Source organism: Lysinibacillus contaminans (assembly GCF_001278945.1).
Taxonomy (GTDB): Bacteria; Bacillota; Bacilli; order Bacillales_A; family Planococcaceae; genus Lysinibacillus; species Lysinibacillus contaminans.
This window is the reverse complement of record NZ_LGRV01000001.1, coordinates 109399-129301: the sequence shown is the minus strand read 5'-3', so window position 1 is coordinate 129301 and position 19903 is coordinate 109399. Positions and strand designations below refer to the sequence as shown.

The following is a 19903-nucleotide window of genomic DNA, read 5'->3' as shown; positions in this document are numbered from 1 at the left end:
TTACTAAACTTCTTTTTTCTTCGCAAAATTGCGTGAATATTGTCATTATTATTTGCGTATTCAAAATTTTGCTCTAAAATATTTCTGTAGGGAAGGGAGCAAATTTCATGACAATGTTAAAAGATATTCTAGAATTTAATGAAGATTTTGTTCAAGAGAAAAAATATGAACCTTTTATAACAACAAAATATCCAGATAAACATATTGTTGTATTATCTTGTATGGATACTCGCCTTGTAGAGCTTTTACCTAAAGCAATGAATTTACGAAATGGCGATGTGAAAATCGTAAAAAGTGCCGGCGCATTAATTAGCCACCCATTCGGTGCGGTGATGCGTAGTTTACTTGTTGCTGTTTACGAATTACAAGCAGATGAGGTCTATGTTGTCGGTCATTATGATTGCGGTATGAGCGCCATCGATCCGGAGCTAATGCTTGGTAAGATGGTAGATCGAGGGGTAAGCACTGAAACGATTAAAATGATGGAGTATTCTGGTATTGATTTAAAAGACTTTTTACGCGGCTTTGGTGACGTAGCGACAAGTGTTGTAAAAAGTGTCGACACAATTCGCAATCACCCTTTAATGGTAAAAAGCATTCCCGTTCACGGTCTAGTTATCGATCCAAATACAGGACGTCTTGATTTAATCGCTGACGGTTCTAAATAATAAAAAAGATGTGACTATCCGTCGAACTCTCGGATAGTCACATCTTTTTTTCAAAATCACTCATCTAAGCGTGCATACATATAGTGATCTACCCATTTGCCGTTAATATACAATAGCTTTCGCAATAAGCCCTCCTGTTGAAATCCTGCTTTTTCAAGCACTCGAATGGAAGCCTTATTTTCTGGTGCTACATATGCCTCAACACGATGTAAACCGACTTGCTCAAAAGCAAAACGGACGATTAGTTCTACGGCCTCCGTCACAATTCCCTTTCCTACATATGTCTCATCCATCGCATAGCCTACAAATGCACTCGAATAAGGCAGTCGCTTCACTGAATAAAGTGCGATGTGCCCAATTAAATCCTTTGTACCAAGCGCGTAAATACCAAATGTAAACTCCCGTTGCGAGCTCATTAAATATAAGCTTTCTTGAATTTTTTTATATTGCGTATCTACTGTATAGTATTCAGGTCGATTCAGTGGTTCATATGTAGACCAAAAGTATTTGTTGCGACTTACGAGACCTGTTAGATTCCGTGCATCTTTTTCTTGGAATGTTCGAACGTAGCATTTCTTCCCCTCAATCGATACCACATTTCCACCCTTTTTCCTTAGTAAGTTCCAAATTTTTAATACCATATCTCCACACAAACCTTCCGATAATTGTCAATATACTTTTAATTGTATGAAAAAAAAGATGCTGCTACAACTAAATCAATTTATTGTTTAGTTACAGTAACATCTCTAATATTATTTTTTCGGATCACACATTTACCAAGTTTGATGATTCTGGTGCTTCTAAAATATTTGTTAAATGCAAGCCACGTTTTTGAGCCTCACGCTCGATTTGAGCAATTGTTTCTTGTAACACTTGTACACGCGCATGTTTTTTATCGTCACCTGCTACTAAAATCCATGGCGCATTTTTCTTATCTGTTTTCGCAAACATCTCATTAGCTGCTTCTACATACTGTGGCGTTTTTTCACGGTTTCGCCAGTCTTCATCCGTTAGCTTCCACGCCTTATATGGGTCTTGTTCTCTCTCTTTAAAACGCTTTAATTGTTCTTCATCTGATACGTGTAACCAGAATTTCACGACTATGTAATCTCCGTCAGTAAGTAACTTTTCAAAGTTATTTATTTCATCATACGCACGAGACCACTCTTCCTTTGCTGCAAAGCCCTCAGTGCGCTCTACAAGCACTCGTCCATACCATGAACGGTCGAAAATTGCGATTTGCCCGTGTTGTGGTAATTTACGCCAGAAACGCTGTAAATAGTTATAACGAAGTTCATGTGGCTGTGGTGCAGCAATTGGATGTACGACATAACCACGTGGGTCTACACGTTCGATTAGACGTTTAATAGCTCCCCCTTTACCTGCAGCATCCATGCCTTCAAAAACAAGAATAAGACCAATTTTATTGTTCAGTAAAAATTGTTGGGCATTTAGCATTTCATATTGAAGTACTTTTAATTTCTTTTTGTACATTTTTTTATCTAGTTCAATCGATAAATCTAAATTTTTAATAGTTTGAGCCATTTAATACCCTCCCCGTTTTTGGTTACTCTCATTGTACTAGAGAAGATTAACCTTGAATACATAAATGGTAAATTGTAGATAATTAAAGTGAATTAGCATAATACTTCAGATGCAATTTTCGCTATAATAAAATAGAAATTCTGTGACAATCATATACTTATTAGCTTTTTCCCTATACAATTTAACAGGAAGGGAGAGGACCTCATGCCTCAATTTATTTTTATGACAATTTCGTATATTGTCGTACTCACCCTAACCTTTTCATCCTATTTCATAAAAATAAACGGTCAATCTTCATTAGAAATCTCTAACCGCTTTCCGGTTATGTTTGCCCCTTTAAATGTTAGTTATGTTATTTGGATTGTGATTTTTATATTACTTGGTTATTGGTTAGTTATGAATCTGAAAAGTCAGCACTCGCAAAAGAGGCTGCCTACCAAGCAAGGTACGCTATTTGGCAGCATATGTATACTGCAAATAATGACGATTATCTTCTGGCATCAGGAACTTTTTGTCGCTTCATTAATCGTCACGTTCATGTTATTGATTTACTTATATATGCTGTATAATACGTATCCACTCAGCAATAATAAGCTTACTGGTCGTGTTCCGGTGTCTATTTTTTTTGCATGGACAACGTTTTTACTCATGACAAATTTTAGTTTTACTTTAACTTCATATAGTTGGAATGGTTTTGGCTTAAGCAATCCACTATGGGCTGTTATTTTATTAACAGTCGGTACGGCAATTGCTTTACATATCCGCTTCCATCATTTCGATATTGCGTATCCTAGTGTCTTCATCTGGGCTTATATTGGCATAGCATTGCATAATGGCTTTGATGAACTACTCGTGACAACAGCAGCACTTTTTTTATGTGGTGTTTTGCTCGTTGGAATATTATTTATCAAAAAAAATCCCGCATACCAAAAATAATTTGGTGTACGGGATTTATCTTATTCTTCATCTAATGTAGTTAAAATGATTGGTGCACCTTTTGTGACGATGATCGAATGCTCAATTTGTGCAACTAATGATTTGTCTGGCGTTACAAATGTCCAGCCATCACCAGATTCAACGATAGCCTCGGCTTTAGCAGAGATGAATGGCTCCACTGCAAGCACCATTCCCTCTTTCATAATCGTCGTATCCCACGCATCGTAATAGTTTAAAATATGGCTCGGTTCATCATGTAAAGACTTTCCTATTCCGTGACCTGTTAAGTTCATAATGACTGTTAAATCATTGGCATATGCTTCACGTTCAACAGCCTTGCCGATTTGGTTTAATTTTGAGCCTGCTTTAACTTTTGTCATTGCACGATCAAAGGCACTTTTCGCTACGCGGCAAAGTTTTTCTTTTTCTTCATAGCCTTCTCCGACTACAAATGAAATACCTGTATCTGCAAAATAACCATCTAAAGAACCCGATACGTCGATATTCACGATGTCGCCCTCTTGAATCACACGGCTACCAGGCATACCATGCGCTACTTCCTCATTGACACTAATACAAGTGTAACCTGGGAAATCATATTCTGCTTTAGGACCTGATACAGCGCCTCGCTCTGCAAACATACGACCGGCAATTTCATCTAGTTCAAGTGTTGTCACACCTGGCTTTGTAGCGGCTTTCATGGCTTCACGGATCTCAGCGCAAATACGACCTATTTTTTTAAAAGCTTCAATTTCTTCTTGTGTTTTTACAATCATTTTAAACGTCCCTTTCATCACTAATGTCTACTCTTTAATATATCACAACTACAGCATAAAGATGAGGAATCCGAGTTAATTGCGTCCAGATTTTGAATTGTGCAAGCTCAATTTAAAATCTGTGACATCCGCCGGAGGCTTTATCTTTTTAGCGGGTGTTTGTACACCCGCTAAAAAAGATAAAACGCCCGTTCCTTATTGGAGACGGGCGACATACTTGTTAAGATTTTCGTTGCATTAGTTGTGGTGCTGCTGTAAATAAAAGAACGCAAGCAACAGCTGTTAAAATTGTCGCTGGTAGCATATAAGTTCCGTTGTAAATAATTGAATAGATCCATGCATTTTGATCACCAGCATATTCTGAAAAGAACACCGCGCCCGCAGATGTATGTGCTACATAGCGTAAAAAGCCCGCTATGACAGTTCCAATGACAATAAAAATCGCCATTTTCACCTTCTCCATTTTTACAGCTGCATCAAGTACAGGCTTACGTACAATCGCCGCTAAGCCAACAACTGTAAATGCCACACCATAATCAAGGAAACCTTGTAACCAGTGCACGATATATGCACCGAACATTGTCTGCGTAACACCAATGAGCAGCCCTGTTGTTAAACCTGCACCAACTCCCCAGCGAAATGCCATTAATACAATCGGCACCATGACAAGACTAACCGAGCCACCTTGTGCCCATACTTTAAATGATAATTGGTCGAGTACAAGCCCAACCGCAGCGAAAATTGCAATTTCCACCAGCATTAATAATCTTTTTTTGTCCATAACAGTATTCTCTCCTTTGTTCCGATGTAGGATACAAGAGCAGGAATAGAAATCAGTTGTTTTATTGATTGGGCTGTCTGGCAATCTACTATAATAGGTAAAATAAAAAACGATGCCAGGACAGAGCCTCACATCGTAAACGTGTCGGTTTCTATCCACAATCCCTACGCAAGTGTTAACTTACAGGTTCAAAGAGTAAAGGCATTACGTGCCCAATCTCAGCCGACATCATCGGCACCCCTTGTGGTCGTTACATCTAGATTTTTGTTCGAACATCATCATTGTACGCAAACAATTATGTAATTACAACCGCTTGCTTATTAAATCTTTTTGAAACTTTTCAATTTTTTATGCGTAAATATTAAAAAAGGAGGGACAACTACTATGGAGAATCAAAAAATCTTATCTGCATTTAGTTATCTCAGTATTTTTTTCGCACCGTTCATAGTACCTTTAATTGTTTATTTTATCTCAAAAGATAGTGAGGTTAAGCGCCATTCTATCCGAGCACTCATGTCACATTTAATTCCAGTTGCTATTGGTATCGTCTTCTTTATCATATTCGTCTTTTCTGCACTATCATTTAGCGGCTACGATCCTAGTGCTTACGATTCTTCATTCATCATTATCTGGCTTGTTGGATTTGTCATTTACCTACTAGTATCACTTGGTATCGTTATTTGGAATATTGTGCAAGCCATGCGCGTCATTCGTTAATGTTTCATCCACACAATAGGTGGGTAAAAATAATAATAAAAGGAAGTTGGTATAAAATGAAAGTTACAAACGTTGTAAAAACTGCTGTAAAATTTGCACCCATCGTTATTCCCATCATCAAAAAAGTAATTGCCGCAAAAAAAGGAAAGACCCCTACTTCAGTAAAGACATATAGAAAATAATGTGTTCACTAAAGCTATCCCCAATTCGCGGGATGGCTCTTTTATTGTCTACATACATCCTCAAATTTAGATTACTACTCATAATGAGTAGATTTAATTTAAATATCTATCAGGTGAAGAACTATCGGTGATTTCGGTGTGCATATGATTGTCTCCACGTCGGGTTAAGCGACTTTGAGCCGAGGTTGAGCGACCTCCCACCAAAGTTGAGCGACTTGAGACTGAGGTTGAGCGACTTTGGACAGAGGTTGAGCGACTTGAGACCGAGGTTGAGCGACTTTGGCCCGAGGTTGAGCGACTTCCCACCAAAGTTGAGCTACTTGACTCCCCGTCATTATGAGAGCTTTCATTTTTGGTAATTTCCCTAAGGGTATTTACTCATTTAGAGTTACAATAAATATCAGCAATATATAAAGGGGCTGTTTACGATGAATACAGAAAAACAATTATTAAGCTTAGTCAATGCAGCGCAAGTACTTACCTCAACGCTCGACATTAATCAAGTGTTGGAAAAGCTGATGAGTGAAGTATTACATGTTATTGACGGTGCCGATGCAGGCGTATTATTTATGCTAAATACACGTACAAATCGCCTGATTGCCAAGCATGCCATTGGCTATAACCTCGCTTATTTGAAGAAAATTCATCTTGCCTCGAACGAAGGAATGACAGGTAAAGTATTTTCGCAAAAAAAAGCATTTAGGTTCCATTCTAGTGATGATGTAACAGAAAGCATGTCCGACTTATTCCCTCTCTATGAGGAAGACTATACTAAAGCAGTTGGTGACTTTGCTTATCCAAAAAGCGCCGTTTGTGCCCCACTTCTCGATAAATACAACTCATGTATCGGTGTTTTAACAATTGTTAATTTTTCAGGTGATACACAATTTGAAAATAACGATTTAATGATGCTACAAGCATTCGCCAATCAATCCTCTATTGCGATTGAAAACGCAAAACTATTCACGCAAAATGAACGATCAAAGCGAATTTACGATGCTCTAACACGTGTTTCTTTAACACGAGGTCGCCTCAGCGATATGACAGATACACTAGCCTCTTTGCTTGGACAACCAGTAGCAATTATGACAGATTTTTATGATGTACTTGTCGCATCCTCTACGACAGCAAAACACGCTGCAGAATTTTTGAGGGAGCAGCGATTAGAGGATCTTAACTCAGTAGTACAGCAATGCATGCAGCATCAAGTCCACATTTCAATAGAACAAGAAATGTATGTGAGCTACTTATTCCCTATTCATACAGAGCGTGGCGTTCTAGGTATGCTACTCATTACGATGCACGATTACTTACAGATGGACCCTCTTGACTTATTTGCTGTGGAACAAGCAAGCGCTCTATTTGCCTTACAGTTAGCCGAGCAAGAAAAGGAGCTTGAAATTTCCTTCAAATACGACGGCTATTTGTTGCAACAGCTTTTAAATTTAGATTTTAATGCCTTTTATAAGCGTCAAGAAGCACAACAAACAACGCATTTCTTATGCGCTACGTTACAGCTTCAGGAAAATGCTTACGGCGTTGTTCAAACAAAAAAACAGCAACAACAATTTAGCAAGTTACTGTATCGTGTTACACGCCTATTTTCATTTTCGATTTTCATCTCGGAGCATGATTTGCACTATCACTTTTTATTTATGAACAGTCCAGAAATACCTGTTGAACAATTTAAAGAACGTATTCAACAATTTTTCGAGCTAATTGATAAAGATGTAAAAAAATATAATTCCCTATCTTTTAATGTAGGTCTTGGAAGACTTTTTGAATCGATTGAAAATATTACAAGCTCGCACCGTGATGCGAAAAAGTGTATCGACTATTTACAAACACTTGAACAACCACCACTTATTTTGTCCTATGACAAACTTGGACCCTATACACTTTTTTTAAATAACGATCCACAGGAAACGGCTGAATATATAGAGATGAAACTTGGGTCAATTATCAAATATGACAATCAACACAAGACCGATTTGTTATACACGCTCAAACTGTACTTTGCACACAATCAAAATCGCAAACAAACTGCGGAAGCGTGTTTTGTGCACATAAACACTATTAAATATAGGCTTCAGACCATTTTTTCATTGCTAGATATTGATGAAAAAAACGGTCAAGTTATGTTCGAATTGAATTTAGCACTCTATATGCAATCGAACGTACTAAATGCCAAATTAGCCAAAACGAACAAATGATACACTCTACCTTTGTCGTTTTTTACATAGTATTTTTATAGCATTCATTGTTATACTATATCCTGCTTGTTGAATTTTCAGAATATTTAAGTTAAACACGGAGGACCTCAGAACAATGGAAATATGGAGTTTATTTACGATTATTGCTTCACTCGCACTATTAATATTTTTAGCATTACGCGGTTTCAGTATTATCATCATTGCACCAATTGCCAGCTTAGTCGTAATACTATTAAATCAAATGCCTATTTTAGATTCGCTACAAGGGAACTATATGAGCGGGTTTATGAACTTTATGAAAAATTATTATCTCATCTTCTTGTTTGCTGCAATTTTCGGCAAATTTATGGAAGACAGTGGTGCAGCACGATCAATTGCTGAAAAGCTATTAACCGTTATGGGGCGCAGTAACAAATTCAATGCACTGATGGCAATTGTGATCATTTGTTCCTTTTTAACGCTAGGTGGTATTAATACATACGTTGTTATTTTCGCTATTTTACCAATTGCTAAGCCTTTATTTAAAGAATTGAATATACCGTGGCACTTGTTTACAGGAGCATTCTTCTTTGGAATAGCAACCTTCACGATGACGATGCTTCCGGGTTCACCATCTGTACAAAATATTATCCCAACAAAATACTTAGGTACAACTACTACAGCAGCACCTGTTGTTGGAATCGTCGCAACCATTACCATCATTCTTTTAAACTGCTTCTATTTAAAACGTCAATTAGCAAAATCAGAGGCACGTGGTGAAACATATGAAAATATGAAAAATCCAGATAAACAGGATTCAAAGGCATTTGAAGCAACAGTAAAAAAATTGCCGCCATTTTTCTTAAGTATTTTCCCACCAATCTTTTTAATCATCACATTAAACGTATTTAAAGTAGATATCCTCTACACGTTAATGCTTACTGTTTTTATTGCTATGATTATCTTCTGGAAATACATAGATAACAAATTACAGGCGATAAACATCGGAGCAACGAATACCGTTTTACCAATCATCAATACTAGTGCTGATGTCGGGTATGGTACAGTCATTGCCGCTACAGCCGGCTTCGGTTTAATAACGGAAATGCTTGCAAACATTCCTGGCAGCCCGTTAATTTCCCTTTATGTAGCCATTGCGGCACTTGCAGGAATTACAGGGACGGCATCCGGTGGTCTTGGCATTGCGATGGAAACGTTCGTTCAAACGTATTTAGATTTAGGTGTTGACCCTGAGGCACTTCACCGTATTGCCGCTATTGCTTCCGGTAGTTTAGATTCATTACCTCATAACGGTGCGGTTATTACCGTGCTTGCAGTAATCGGATTAACGCATAAAGATGCCTACAAACACATATTTTTTGTATCGGTCATCGGACCATTAGTAGCTGCAATTCCAGCACTAATTGCTGCTATCTTAATTTACTCGTAATACGAATACCCCTCGCATTATAAATAGGTATTGAGGGCATTAACATTCATTAAACAGCAGGAGATGAACGCACATGAAAATCTCACTTTTCGCGACATGTATAGTCGATATGTTTCAAACAAATGTGGGCAAAGCAACTGTAGAACTTCTAGAACATCTTGGCTGTGAAGTCATTTTTCCAAACGGACAAATTTGTTGTGGACAACCAGCCTACAACTCAGGTTATGTAAAAGATGCAAAGGAAGCGATGAAAAATATGATTACAGCATTTGACGATGCTGAATATGTTGTATGCCCTTCTGGTTCTTGCGCTTATATGTTCCGTGAGTATGAAAAAGTTTTTGCAGATGATCGTCAATGGGCCGCTCGCGCAAAACGATTAGCTGAAAAAACGTATGAACTAACACAATTTATCGTCGATGTACTGGGCATTACGGATGTCGGCGCTAGCTTCAATGGCAAGGTAACCTATCACATGTCATGCCATATGACGCGTCTACTTGGTGTGAAGAGTGCGCCTTTAACATTACTAGAAAATGTTAAAGGGTTAACGTATACAGAGCTACCAAACAAAACAACTTGCTGCGGCTTCGGTGGTACATTCTCTGTGAAAATGACACCTATTTCCGAGCAAATGGTTGATGAAAAAGTACAGCATATTATCGAAACGGGTGCCAAATATATAGTTGGTGCAGATGAAGGCTGCTTAATGAATATTCGTGGACGTGCAGAGCGATTGGGCGCACACGTACAAGTACTTCATATTGCTGAAATATTAAATTCTAGAAACGCGGAGGTGCATGTATAATGCCAATGAAGGTCGGCGATGAGCCATTTAACAATCGAGTTGGAGAAGGCATTCAAAATACCTTTATGCGGAGTGCTGTTTCCGGGGCACAAGATCGTCTAGAGAAAAATCGTCAATTGGCTGTTGAGGAGCTTAGCAACTGGGAAGAGTGGCGCTCGCTTGGTGAGGAAATTCGTCAGCATGTGTTAGCAAATCTTGACTATTATTTAACACAGTTAAGTGACCAGGTTGCAGCACGAGGTGGTCATGTTTTCTTTGCTGCCTCCGCTGAGGACGCGCGAGCTTATATCGCAAATGTTGCCAAGGAAAAGCAGGCAAAAAAAATCGTCAAATCGAAGTCGATGGTAACAGAGGAAATTGACTTAAATCATTATTTAGAGAAACACGTCGGCTGTAGCGTCGTCGAAACCGATTTAGGCGAGTATATTTTACAGCTCGACGATGATTTACCTTCACACATCGTAGCCCCTGCTTTGCACCGTAAGAAAGAACAGGTACAGGAAAGCTTCCAGCGCCATCATCAATACGAAGGTTCTGAACGTCCCGAAGAATTGACAAAGCATGCGCGTAAAATGTTACGTGATGATTATTTAACGGCGGATATCGGCATTACTGGCTGTAACTTTGCAGTGGCGGAAACGGGCTCAGTTTGCATCGTAACAAACGAAGGTAATGCAGATTTATCGACAGCGTTGCCAAAAACACAAATTACAGTAATGGGTATGGAGCGGCTTGTACCAACTTTTGAAGAGCTAGAAGTGCTTGTCAATATGCTAACACGAAGTGCCGTTGGTCAAAAACTTCCAAGCTATGTAACCGTATTAAGTGGTCCCCGCCAAGAAGGCGATGTAGATGGTCCTGAAGAGTTCCACTTAGTCATTGTGGATAATGGTCGTTCTGAAATTTTAGGCAGTGAATTCCAATCGATTTTACAATGTATTCGCTGTGGCGCTTGCGCTAATATTTGCCCTGTTTATCGTCATGTTGGTGGCCATTCATATGGTTCTATTTACTCTGGTCCAATTGGCGCCGTCTTATCTCCATTACTTGGTGGCTACGATGAATATAAGGAATTACCATTCGCATCTACACTTTGTGGGGCTTGTACCGATGTATGTCCAGTGAAAATTCCATTGCATGAATTACTGCACAAGCATCGACAAACGATTGTAGAAAAAGAAGGCCGTGCGCCAATCTCAGAACGCTTCCTAATGTCTATCTTTGGCATGGGCTCTTCATCATCTGGTATGTATAAATTTGGATCCAAGGTTGCGTCAAGTGCCTTAAAGCCATTGACAAAAGGCGATCATATTTCAAAAGGCGTTGGACCATTAAAAAATTGGACGGATATTCGTGAATTCCCTGCACCGAAAAAAGAACGCTTCCGTGACTGGTTCGACAATCGACAAAAAGGAGACCACTAATCATGAAAGGCACTATCCAAAATCGCGAATCCTTTATACGCCAATTATCTTCTAGGCTACAACGTTCAGCTGCACCTAAGCATGTAGAACGTCCACAATGGGGTTATACACCGCAGCATAAAACATTACAAAATTTATCGCAGGATGAGCTATTAGCTGTTTTGCAAAAACAATGCACACGTATTAATACAAACTGCATTGTCACATCCTCTGCTGATTTAGCTACGACGATGGAAAAAGTCATTACCGATAACGGTGGTGGTCCAATTATGGCTTGGCAAGACGAACGTTTTGATGCGTACGGTCTTACATCACTATTTACACAAACATTACCTGAAAAACAAATCGAGCTACATACTTGGGACCCGGCAGTAGGGCGCGAGAATATAGCACTTGTAGAAAAGGCCAATATCGGGATTACGATAAGTGATATCACACTGGCCGAATCTGGTACAGCTGTTCTATTTAGCAACCCGAATCACGGTCGTACAGTAAGTTTCTTGCCAACAAAGTCGATTATTTTAATACCAAAAAGCTCTATCGTCCCTCGAATGACACAGGCTGCCATGCAAATTCGTGAACGATTACAAAATGGGGAAACATTAGCTTCTTGCATTAATTTCATTTCAGGTCCAAGTAACTCTGCTGATATCGAGATGATTTTAGTCGTAGGCGTACACGGTCCAATGTATATGACCTACATCATTATCGACGATTTATAAAAAAGAGGCGCTTTTTGATAAGCGCCTCTTTTCTTATTTCACTTCAAAACGGGTTTTACTATATCCACTCAATGTTTTTTCAACATGTAAAACTGCTGGCATTGCGGCTTTTAGCTCCGCCACATGCGAAATAACACCAATCATCCGACCAGAATCCTGTAAATCAATCAATGTATCAATTGCTTTATTTAATGCCTCTTCATCAAGTGAACCAAAACCTTCATCGATAAACATCGTTTCAATGCGAATATTTCCTTGGAAGCTTTGAATAACATCTGCCATACCAAGTGCAAGACTTAATGACGCATTAAACTTCTCACCACCGGACAATGTTTTGACATCACGGATTTGATCAGTATAGGCATCATAGACATCCAGTCCAAGCCCACTTTGCTTCGCATGCTTTTCTAATCGATCCGAGCGGCGAAGCTCAAATTGCCCATTCGATAAATGATACAGACGTAAATTAGCCGCTGCTGTAATTTTATCTAAATAATTGATTTGAATATAACGTTCAAAGGATATTTTTTTCGCATTTTGACCATTTAGTAATGAATGCAGTTCTTTAACGCGCCCCGCTTCTTTTTCTAGTGATTGTATTTCTTCAGATGCCTCTTTTAATTTCACGACAAAGTCCGCACAAGCTTGCGCATAGCCTTTCGTACGTTGCAGGCTATTAAACGCTTCCTCGTAAGTCGCACGTAGCGTTACGAGCTCAGCTTCCATCAAGGCTAAATCTTGCTTCTCTTTGCCCTGTAACTGTTTAGCTCCTTCAGAAATTTGCACTTGCAATGTGTGAAGCAGTTGTTCGTAGTCACTACAAGCTTTACGCAATTCGTCAATTTGCTCGATGCTTCTTTTCGCTGCATCATATGCTTGATAGCTTTCAAATCCAACATCCTTCATGCTCGTTGCAAATTGCTCGCGTTTTAGATTTAAGTTTGCTACTACTTCCTCATAAGCTTTTTTTGCTAACTCAACTGCCGTTGTTGCATTACTAGCCGCTTCTTTTGTCACCTGTAAGTTTTGCTGACTTGCCTGCCATGCTGTTTGTAGCGCAATTTTATGTTTACCTGCATCATCAATTGCACGCTTTAATGCCTGTAGTGACTGTAAATTTTCTGGAATATGTTTTTGCTGTTCCGCCACGATCGTCTGTTGCTTTGTTAGCTCCATTGACCGTTCTGCAAAAAGTCGTTCAAATTGTAATTGTTTCGCCTGCAACCTCTCTGCTACTTCAAACAGATTTTTCTGCTTTGTTCGTACTAAAGACAATTGTTCACTAACTACTTTCAAAGTGGAAATTTGTTGCTCTACATGTTGTAAGGATGCAAAAATATCAAGTTGGTCAGTTACTGAAATATTTAAAGACGCTAGCTGTTCATCGGTTTCTTTATACAGTTGTTTAGCCGATTTGAGTGCCGCTTCCTTTTCAAAATATAGGCGCTCTTCTGCATGGACCAACTCTCGAATTTCTTCTAGTCGCTCTTCATCAATCTCCTCTACTTCAGTAAAAGGTGATACTTGATGTGTCGTACTGCCACATACTGGGCAAGGATCGCCTGCTACTAATTTTGCCGCCAAAATACTCGCCTGATTGGCAATCCATTTTTGTTCTAGCTGTTGAAGTACTTGCTTTGAATTTTTATACTGGGTAACCGCTATGTTTACATCATGACTCGAAGATTCAATCGTATTCTCGTATTTCTCAACCTGTGTCAGTAACGCTACTTGCTCACGAAGCTTTGGTAGCTGTTCTAAATAGGTTTCGTATGGTTCAAGTTGTAATTCGTAGTCTGTTATTCTTTGCGCAAGTTGTTGTAATTGTACTTGCTCTTTCTCAAGCATTTCTTGATTGTCAGTTACTGCTTGCCGAGCCGTTATTACATCTTGCTCTAACGCTTGTAATTGACGGCGATTTGTTTCATACGTCTCAAATGCCGGCAGTAACTCTTGTAATTTCAGCTCTTGCTGTAAAGCTTGCTGACGTTCCTGCTCTTTCGCTTCTTCTTGTACAAACACCTCTTGGGCCACTTTAAGTTGTGCTTCAACAGTTTGCTGCTTTGTGATCGCCTGTTGATAGGTTTGTTCTTTTCGATCCTGATCAGCGCGTAAATCTGTACATTGTTGTTCAAAAATAAGTAAACTATTTGCTCGCTCTGCTGTTTTTAGTTCCAGTTCTTTTGCAGCATAAATACTTCGGTCCTTTTCAAGTGCTTGAAGTCGAATTTGACGTTTTGCTTGTTCTTCAAATTGTTCATTTAGCGCCTTTGCCATACTGTAATGCTCCTGCTCTTTTTGATGCAGTGCATATGCCTCGTCATAACGCTTTTGCTCTATTTGAATATTTTCAGTATAGAAAGTTTGTTCCGTTTCAAGTGCTGCCATGAGTTGATGCATATTGTCGGTATTATTAGCGATGCAGTCAAAAAGTGGCGATGAACGTTGAGGTAGAGCACCTGCAATTTGCCCTAATAAATGCTCTTTTAATTGCTTGGCACGCTCTAAATCTTTTTCTGCTTCCTTACGTTTTGCATCAAGCTTTTTCGTCATCTCACCAAAGCGGTCTGTTTTAAAGATTTTTCGTAAAATCGCTTCTTTATTCGTAGAATCAGACGTTAATAGTTTACGAAATTCACCTTGTGGCAACATCACAATTTGACTAAACTGATCCTTCGTTAAACCAACGATTTCCTGCAACTTTTTGTCGACCTCATTCGTTTGTTGCTTTTCAACAATGCTAAAATCGGCGACACCTGCTTTAATTTCTGCCAGCTCTATCTTCTTACCTGTGATGCTTTTGTTTTTTGCTTTAATATGACCTGGTTGACGTAAAACTTGATAGGTTTTCCCGCGCATTTCAAATATCAGCTCTACCGCTGTATATACATCATCCTCTGCAAAGCCACTGCGTAATGTCGCAGTATCCTGACGATCTTCACCACTTCCTGCACCATAAAGTGCATAGCAAATAGCATCAAATATGGTTGTTTTTCCAGCTCCGGTTTTCCCTGAAATCGCAAATAATCGATGTTCCCCTAGCTGCTCAAAATCAATGACTTCTGTATCTTTATAAGGGCCAAATGCAGTAATGGTTAATTTTAATGGTTTCATTGAGCAACCTCCCGTTCTTCATCGAGTAATTCTTGAAGCATATCAGTAAATAAACGCTCAGTTTCACTATCCGGCTGTTCGCCGACCATATCCTCATAAAAAACACGGAATAAATCAATATCCTCTACTTTTTCCGTTTCTATTGCTTGAATTTCAGGTGATAAATCAGCATGGGCCGCCATGCGTTCAATATGCAATGCATGCGGAAATACGGTACGAATTCGTTCCATTGGGGAAGAAACTGGTGTGTCGTCCGTTAAACGTACAAAGACATAATCCTCACTTGGCGTCAGCTGTAGTAAATCGTCCATCAAGCCTTCCACCACACGTAAATTGCGTCTCGGAATCAATTTGCGCTTTTCTACCGTTACTTGCCCTTCGGCATCTAACTCGACGATTAAAAATCCTTTTTCATGTAGGTGTTCCGAAAGTGAGTACTTTAACGGCGAACCTGCATAACGAATTGTTTCATTCAAGACAAAATGCGCCTTATGTAAATGGCCAAGTGCTGTATAGTTAAAATGTTCGAATAGCGCTGCATCCACGCACTCGGAACCACCGATTGATAAGGGACGCTCTGAATCACTCGTATTTTCTTCTTCTTTTCCGTACTTAGTCACAAAGGCATGTCCGATGAAAACATTACGCTTTGAGGTATCCATCGTCTCTTCAATATGCGCTATTATTTTTTTCATAGCGTCTTGATGTGACTGAATAGTATCATCTGCTAAAATCGTGCGTACCGCAGCAGGCTCTGCGAATGGAACGAGGTGAAAATGCACATCACCAAATTCATCTGACAGAACAATCGGTGCATGATCTTTCGTAAACTGCCCCGCCATATGAAGCCCACTCTTGCGCATTAAACGACTACCGAAATTCAAACGTCCAGCGCTATCATGGTTGCCCGCAATCGCTAATACGGGAATTTTTTTCTCCAACACAATTTCAGCGAACGTATCATTTAGTAAATTCACTGCCTCTACAGGTGGCATTGATCGATCATATAAATCGCCCGCCACAATTATGGCATCAGGCTTTTCCTCATCAATTGCTTGCATAAATTGATGTAAAATATAGTGTTGATCTTCGGTCATATAAACACCCTGAACCAGCTTTCCTAAATGCCAATCCGCTGTATGGAATATTTTCATTCATCGTACCTCCATTCTTTTTTCCATTTTACCACGATTCAAACAAGAATATATGTTCTTAAAATGAGATAAAGAAAAGAGATTCAAATTGCTAGAATCTCTTTCCTACGTTCTATAAATCTCTGAAAACCTAGTAATGGCAGCTTTTTTTCTACAATGACTGCTACCTCATCTGATTCAACTTCTGTTTCCGTTGTACGTTGCATGTCTAAAATTTCTTCAAACGTCTTTGGATTAGGTTCTGGCAACTCTGAAGGTTGAATAGCAAGTGCCTCATTTCCGGTATAAGCTTTCAAGAATGCATTTGCCATTTGACGATAGCCTTCAAAGTTTGGATGGACGTCTGCTATATTAGGCACATAATTGACTCCATTTAAACCAAAAGCATCATACACATTAACATAAGTCGCACCTGCTTGCTCGGCTTGTTGTTGCAAAATGGTATTCAATCGAACAAGTTGTTCATTCGTTCCCTCTTTTTGTGAGGGATGTACATTAGGATATGCAAAATAATAACCCATCACATACACATCGGCTTTTGGTGCACGCACTCGCAGTTCTTCTAAAATTTCAGCCATGTTTTTTCTTGCCACATTCAACGCATAATCTGCCTGTAGCTGCGAAAATGCTAAAGTCCCAGCATTCGGATTCACTTGTACCAATCGCAATAAATCATTCGCTCCGGCAGAAATCGTAATTAGCGTTGCATTTTTTAATAATGCACTCGCTTCCTCTGACTGCACTCGTTCTAATACATCTGCAGTTGTAAAACCAGGGAAAGCGAGTTCCTTCGTATAATAGCTTAACTGCCCTATCATACTAAGTCGCATCGCAATCAAATCGGCGTAACCAGCATCAATTTCCTGATGCGGTGTTTGACCAGCAGCTAGTGAATCACCCACTGCAATATAATTTTCAGTAGACGCAAAAGCAGATGAAACGCCTACCGTCACCGAAAGTATAGCAATACTTATTATGCTCAATAATCGTTTCATCTGCTCACCTCATAGTATCCATTATTCATGTGCGTAAAGTCGTTACGTTAAAACGCCCAGTTACCCTTACGGAAAATCGGCTCTACTGTACCATCAGGTAAAATACCGTCAATATCCATATCACTACTGCCAATCATAAAATCCTCATGTGTCATAGAAATATTGGCTCCGAGCGCTTCTAACTGACCTTTTTCTAAATCACGGCCACCCTCTAAACATGTCGGATAAGCTTCACCAATCGCTAAATGGTTGGACGCATTTTCGTCAAATAAAGTATTGAAATATAGAATTTCAGAAGCAGAAATTGGTGATTCATGCGGCACTAGAGCAACCTCACCTAAATAGCATGAACCTTCGTCGACAGTAATTAATTCCTGCAACAAATCCTGACCAACCTGCGCTTCAGCCTTCACAATTTTACCTTCTTCAAAAGTTAGCTTAAATTCATCAATAATGTTGCCTTGATACACCAGTGGTTTCGTATTACTCACATAACCATTAACACCTTGCTTTATCGGTAGTGTATAAACTTCTTCCGTAGGCATGTTCGCAATAAACACCGTCTCATCTGGTGTTTTACTACCACCAGTAAGCCATTTATGCTGTGGTGCTAGTGCAATTGTTAAATCTGTACCCGGCGCTGTGTAATGCAGTTTCGCATATTTTTTCGCATTTAATAATGCAGCGCGCGATTCTAAATCTGTGACGTGTTTACGCCATTTCTCAACCGCATCTCCATCACCAATACGCACTGTTCTGAATATTGCTTCCCAAAGAGCAGGTACTTGCTCATCAACGCTTAAATTAGGGAATACTTTCGCTGCCCATTTTGTTGATGGTACTGCCACGATAGACCAAGCGATTAAATCCTTCATGACCGCATTGCGATAGTTTTTTAATGCCTCACCAGAAACTTTTTGATGTGTTGATAAACGATCTGCTTGAATACCTGTTAATAGATCAGGATCAGCCGCATCAATCCATAAAAGTGCACCTTTACGTTCAATTAGTTCATCACGCATTTTGACAACCCACTCTGGAAAACGATTGAACTCTTCCTCTGAGGCATTTTCAAAATAAGCACGGTCAATTTGACCATCCGAAAAATTGACATGAACACGCCCTGCTCCAGCTTTATAAGCTTCTTTTACCACTAAACGTGCAAAATCTAATGCATCAACAGATGTATTTACTAATAAGTACTGCCCTGGCTGAATATTAACGCCAACTTTTACTGCTAGCTCTGCGTATTCTTGTAATTTTTCTTCAAATGTCATCTTATTTCCCTCGCTTTTTTATGACCGTTTTAGAATTCCCTTCTATTAGCTCACCATCATGCCAAATTTTTTGCACAGGCTTTCCAGGAATTTCACGTGTCCATTTTTTATACGTTTTTTCATCATTATAGGAAAGTAGTGTTAATACTTCACCGTCAGCCCCTGCACGACCCGTACGACCAGAACGATGTAGATACTGTTCGATTGTACGAGGCACATCGACATGAATAACATGTGTTAAACCTGCAATATCTAAACCTCGTGCAGCAATGTCAGTGGCAATTAATACACGTGCTTCCCCTTTACGGAATGCGTCTAAAGCCTTTTTACGTTCTTCTTTTTTCATATCTGAATGCAGTGTCACGATTGGTGCAGCACGGTATTGCAATTTCGTTTCCTTCATTAAAAGCTGGTCAATATTGTTGACGAACGCTAATGCATGTAGGCCTTCTGTATGCGATAGACGACGTAAGAGATCTGTTTTTTCACGTTCTTCGACCTTCACAAATGAATGCACAACTTTGCCGAATTTCACCATATCTTCAGGTCTAATTTTTATACGTACTGGCTCGATCATCAAACGACTTGCCACTAGCTCAATTTCTTCAGTTATTGTTGCAGATACCACAACTACCTGGCGACCAAAAGCAGCATTCTCGATAAATGATTTCACCACTACACGATACTCACGGCTTAACAATTGGTCACATTCATCTAAAATAACTGTTTCAACTTCTTTTAACTTTAATTTGCCCGCACGTACTAATTCGTTTAGACGACCAGGTGTCCCAACAACGATCGTCGGTTTTTTCTTCAATTTTTCAATTTGACGTGCTGAGTTTGCACCACCAATAAGTTGTTGCACAGTGATATCACTACCAGCTGTCCATTCACGAATAACCTCAACAATTTGCATCGCTAATTCTTGTGATGGCGCTACAATCAGGCCTTGTGTTTGTTTTTTTGCACCATTTACTTTATTTAGTAAAGGTAATACATATGCTAACGTTTTCCCTGAACCTGTTGGTGATTCAGCTACGATGTCTTTTCCTTCAATCATTGCTGGAAGCATTTCTTCTTGGATTTTCATTGGTTCTTCGAAACTCCACTTTGCTTGTAATGCTTCATTTAATAAATTTATTACTGACATTATATCTTCCCA

The 19903-nt window shown here is 39.3% G+C and carries 18 protein-coding genes and 1 riboswitch; of the genes, 9 read left to right on the top strand and 9 right to left on the bottom strand.

The window, feature by feature from the left end; genetic code table 11:
• Window positions 1–107 precede the first annotated feature (107 nt).
• On the top strand, window positions 108–668 hold the full coding sequence (locus AEA09_RS00595) for a beta-class carbonic anhydrase (RefSeq protein WP_053582003.1): 561 nt from the start codon (window positions 108–110) through the stop codon (window positions 666–668).
• Between the two features lie 56 nt (window positions 669–724).
• On the opposite strand, the gene AEA09_RS00590 is transcribed toward AEA09_RS00595, so the two are convergent.
• Complete coding sequence (locus AEA09_RS00590) at window positions 725–1309, bottom strand: GNAT family N-acetyltransferase (protein ID WP_053582002.1); 585 nt, start codon at window positions 1307–1309, stop codon at window positions 725–727.
• Between the two features lie 124 nt (window positions 1310–1433).
• Window positions 1434–2213, bottom strand: coding sequence for a polyphosphate kinase 2 family protein (locus AEA09_RS00585; protein ID WP_053582001.1), 780 nt, complete (start codon window positions 2211–2213; stop codon window positions 1434–1436).
• A gap of 204 nt (window positions 2214–2417) precedes the next feature.
• Here AEA09_RS00585 and AEA09_RS00580 point away from each other — a divergent pair, with 204 nt between their 5' ends.
• Entirely contained in the window at window positions 2418–3149 is a 732-nt protein-coding gene (locus AEA09_RS00580; RefSeq protein ID WP_053582000.1) for a tryptophan-rich sensory protein, read from the top strand.
• A 20-nt stretch (window positions 3150–3169) separates the two neighbouring features.
• On the opposite strand, the gene map is transcribed toward AEA09_RS00580, so the two are convergent.
• Together map and thiT are read right to left on the bottom strand one after the other, a co-directional pair.
• Window positions 3170–3925, bottom strand: a complete 756-nt coding sequence (map, locus tag AEA09_RS00575) for a type I methionyl aminopeptidase (RefSeq protein WP_053582284.1) — start codon at window positions 3923–3925, stop codon at window positions 3170–3172.
• A gap of 220 nt (window positions 3926–4145) precedes the next feature.
• The gene (thiT, locus tag AEA09_RS00570) at window positions 4146–4706 is read right to left on the bottom strand and encodes an energy-coupled thiamine transporter ThiT (protein ID WP_053581999.1); all 561 of its coding nucleotides are present in this window, start codon (window positions 4704–4706) and stop codon (window positions 4146–4148) included.
• Between the two features lie 143 nt (window positions 4707–4849).
• Window positions 4850–4958, bottom strand: a riboswitch (TPP riboswitch).
• Window positions 4959–5090: 132 nt separating this feature from the next.
• Between thiT and AEA09_RS00565 the strand changes: the two genes are divergently transcribed.
• From AEA09_RS00565 to AEA09_RS00535, 7 genes are all read left to right on the top strand, one after another.
• Entirely contained in the window at window positions 5091–5423 is a 333-nt protein-coding gene (locus AEA09_RS00565) for a magnetosome magnetite crystal formation protein family (protein WP_053581998.1), read from the top strand.
• A gap of 56 nt (window positions 5424–5479) precedes the next feature.
• Window positions 5480–5605 carry a hypothetical protein gene (locus AEA09_RS20405; RefSeq protein WP_281176678.1) on the top strand — a complete coding sequence of 42 codons (126 nt, stop codon included), beginning with the start codon at window positions 5480–5482 and terminating at the stop codon, window positions 5603–5605.
• A gap of 428 nt (window positions 5606–6033) precedes the next feature.
• Window positions 6034–7818, top strand: coding sequence for a helix-turn-helix domain-containing protein (locus AEA09_RS00555; RefSeq protein WP_053581996.1), 1785 nt, complete (start codon window positions 6034–6036; stop codon window positions 7816–7818).
• Window positions 7819–7933: 115 nt separating this feature from the next.
• Complete coding sequence (locus AEA09_RS00550) at window positions 7934–9247, top strand: GntP family permease (RefSeq protein WP_245622751.1); 1314 nt, start codon at window positions 7934–7936, stop codon at window positions 9245–9247.
• A 73-nt stretch (window positions 9248–9320) separates the two neighbouring features.
• On the top strand, window positions 9321–10055 hold the full coding sequence (locus AEA09_RS00545) for a (Fe-S)-binding protein (RefSeq protein ID WP_053581995.1): 735 nt from the start codon (window positions 9321–9323) through the stop codon (window positions 10053–10055).
• Window positions 10055–11479 (top strand): LutB/LldF family L-lactate oxidation iron-sulfur protein, encoded by a 1425-nt coding sequence (locus AEA09_RS00540; protein ID WP_053581994.1) that lies wholly within the window; start codon window positions 10055–10057, stop codon window positions 11477–11479. Before AEA09_RS00545 ends, AEA09_RS00540 begins: the two co-directional genes overlap by 1 nt.
• 2 nt (window positions 11480–11481) lie before the next feature.
• Window positions 11482–12201 (top strand): LutC/YkgG family protein, encoded by a 720-nt coding sequence (locus AEA09_RS00535; protein ID WP_053581993.1) that lies wholly within the window; start codon window positions 11482–11484, stop codon window positions 12199–12201.
• Window positions 12202–12234: 33 nt separating this feature from the next.
• Here the strand turns inward: AEA09_RS00535 and AEA09_RS00530 are convergent, their stop codons facing one another.
• The 5 genes from AEA09_RS00530 to AEA09_RS00510 all read right to left on the bottom strand — a co-directional run bounded on the left by AEA09_RS00530 (window position 12235) and on the right by AEA09_RS00510 (window position 19891).
• Complete coding sequence (locus AEA09_RS00530) at window positions 12235–15315, bottom strand: AAA family ATPase (RefSeq protein ID WP_053581992.1); 3081 nt, start codon at window positions 15313–15315, stop codon at window positions 12235–12237.
• Window positions 15312–16469, bottom strand: coding sequence for an exonuclease SbcCD subunit D (locus tag AEA09_RS00525; RefSeq protein WP_053581991.1), 1158 nt, complete (start codon window positions 16467–16469; stop codon window positions 15312–15314). The genes AEA09_RS00530 and AEA09_RS00525 overlap by 4 nt, the downstream gene beginning before the upstream one ends.
• An 83-nt stretch (window positions 16470–16552) precedes the next feature.
• A complete protein-coding gene (locus tag AEA09_RS00520) occupies window positions 16553–17464 on the bottom strand; it encodes an SGNH/GDSL hydrolase family protein (protein WP_053581990.1) in 912 nt (303 codons plus the stop codon).
• Window positions 17465–17511: 47 nt separating this feature from the next.
• Complete coding sequence (locus tag AEA09_RS00515; protein WP_053581989.1) at window positions 17512–18741, bottom strand: aminopeptidase; 1230 nt, start codon at window positions 18739–18741, stop codon at window positions 17512–17514.
• A gap of 1 nt (window position 18742) precedes the next feature.
• A complete protein-coding gene (locus AEA09_RS00510) occupies window positions 18743–19891 on the bottom strand; it encodes a DEAD/DEAH box helicase (protein WP_053581988.1) in 1149 nt (382 codons plus the stop codon).
• Window positions 19892–19903: the final 12 nt, after the last annotated feature.

What these genes read in the sequence shown, in the direction of transcription:
- AEA09_RS00515 (WP_053581989.1), bottom strand. Translation starts at nt 18,741, where the DNA reads ATGACATTTGAAGAAAAATTACAAGAATACGCAGAGCTAGCAGTAAAA.
- AEA09_RS00585 (WP_053582001.1), bottom strand. Translation starts at nt 2,213, where the DNA reads ATGGCTCAAACTATTAAAAATTTAGATTTATCGATTGAACTAGATAAA.
- AEA09_RS00580 (WP_053582000.1), top strand. Translation starts at nt 2,418, where the DNA reads ATGCCTCAATTTATTTTTATGACAATTTCGTATATTGTCGTACTCACC.
- AEA09_RS00550 (WP_245622751.1), top strand. Translation starts at nt 7,934, where the DNA reads ATGGAAATATGGAGTTTATTTACGATTATTGCTTCACTCGCACTATTA.
- AEA09_RS00530 (WP_053581992.1), bottom strand. Translation starts at nt 15,315, where the DNA reads ATGAAACCATTAAAATTAACCATTACTGCATTTGGCCCTTATAAAGAT.
- map (WP_053582284.1), bottom strand. Translation starts at nt 3,925, where the DNA reads ATGATTGTAAAAACACAAGAAGAAATTGAAGCTTTTAAAAAAATAGGT.
- AEA09_RS00535 (WP_053581993.1), top strand. Translation starts at nt 11,482, where the DNA reads ATGAAAGGCACTATCCAAAATCGCGAATCCTTTATACGCCAATTATCT.
- AEA09_RS00510 (WP_053581988.1), bottom strand. Translation starts at nt 19,891, where the DNA reads ATGTCAGTAATAAATTTATTAAATGAAGCATTACAAGCAAAGTGGAGT.
- AEA09_RS00590 (WP_053582002.1), bottom strand. Translation starts at nt 1,309, where the DNA reads ATGGTATTAAAAATTTGGAACTTACTAAGGAAAAAGGGTGGAAATGTG.
- AEA09_RS00595 (WP_053582003.1), top strand. Translation starts at nt 108, where the DNA reads ATGACAATGTTAAAAGATATTCTAGAATTTAATGAAGATTTTGTTCAA.
- AEA09_RS00555 (WP_053581996.1), top strand. Translation starts at nt 6,034, where the DNA reads ATGAATACAGAAAAACAATTATTAAGCTTAGTCAATGCAGCGCAAGTA.
- AEA09_RS00520 (WP_053581990.1), bottom strand. Translation starts at nt 17,464, where the DNA reads ATGAAACGATTATTGAGCATAATAAGTATTGCTATACTTTCGGTGACG.
- thiT (WP_053581999.1), bottom strand. Translation starts at nt 4,706, where the DNA reads ATGGACAAAAAAAGATTATTAATGCTGGTGGAAATTGCAATTTTCGCT.
- AEA09_RS20405 (WP_281176678.1), top strand. Translation starts at nt 5,480, where the DNA reads ATGAAAGTTACAAACGTTGTAAAAACTGCTGTAAAATTTGCACCCATC.
- AEA09_RS00545 (WP_053581995.1), top strand. Translation starts at nt 9,321, where the DNA reads ATGAAAATCTCACTTTTCGCGACATGTATAGTCGATATGTTTCAAACA.
- AEA09_RS00565 (WP_053581998.1), top strand. Translation starts at nt 5,091, where the DNA reads ATGGAGAATCAAAAAATCTTATCTGCATTTAGTTATCTCAGTATTTTT.
- AEA09_RS00525 (WP_053581991.1), bottom strand. Translation starts at nt 16,469, where the DNA reads ATGAAAATATTCCATACAGCGGATTGGCATTTAGGAAAGCTGGTTCAG.
- AEA09_RS00540 (WP_053581994.1), top strand. Translation starts at nt 10,055, where the DNA reads ATGCCAATGAAGGTCGGCGATGAGCCATTTAACAATCGAGTTGGAGAA.